At 38.7% G+C, this 768-nt stretch carries 1 protein-coding gene; it reads left to right on the top strand.

Annotated features, from left to right (window positions below; all coding sequences use genetic code 11):
• Positions 1-768 (top strand): hypothetical protein (locus tag ACJDU8_RS25575; protein WP_406795005.1); only part of this gene is annotated, 768 nt, incomplete at both ends.

Genomic DNA, 768 nt, shown 5'->3' with positions numbered 1-768 from the left:
ACTGTGCTTGACAATCTTGTAACTGCAGGAACTATAACTTCAGCTCAAGAAACTGCTATAACATCAGCAATGCCACAAAGAGAAAATCCATTAGATAAGCTTGTAACTGCAGGAACCATAACTTCAGATCAGGAAACTGCTATAACATCAGCAATGAAAACAGCAGGAGAATCCGGTACTAAAACTAACTTCAAAACTGTGCTTGACAATCTTGTAACTGCAGGAACTATAACTTCAGCTCAAGAAACTGCTATAACATCAGCAATGCCACAAAAAGAAAATCCATTAGATAAGCTTGTAACTGCAGGAACCATAACTTCAGATCAGGAAACTGCTATAACGTCAGCAATGAAAACAGTAAAAGAATCTGGTACTAAAACTAATTTCAAGACTGTGCTTGACAATCTCGTAACCGCAGGAACCATAACTTCAGATCAAGAGACTGCTATAACATCAGCAATGCCACAAAGAGAGAATCCATTAGATAAGCTTGTAACTGCAGGAACCATAACTTCAGATCAGGAAACTGCTATAACATCAGCAATGAAAACAGCAAGAGAATCCGGCACTAAAGCTAATTACAAGACTGTGCTTGACAATCTTGTAACTGGAGGAACCATAACTTCAGATCAAGAGACTGCTATAACCTCAGCAATGCCACAAAGAGAGAATCCATTAGATAAGCTTGTAACTGCAGGAACCATAACTTCAGATCAGGAAACTGCTATAACATCAGCAATGAAAACAGCAAGAGAATCCGGCACTAAA

This window comes from Candidatus Clostridium eludens (genome assembly GCF_045310515.1).
GTDB lineage: Bacteria > Bacillota > Clostridia > Clostridiales > Clostridiaceae > Clostridium_B > Clostridium_B eludens.
The sequence above is the reverse complement of the archived record's forward strand: the minus strand, read 5'-3'. Positions and strand labels throughout refer to the sequence as shown.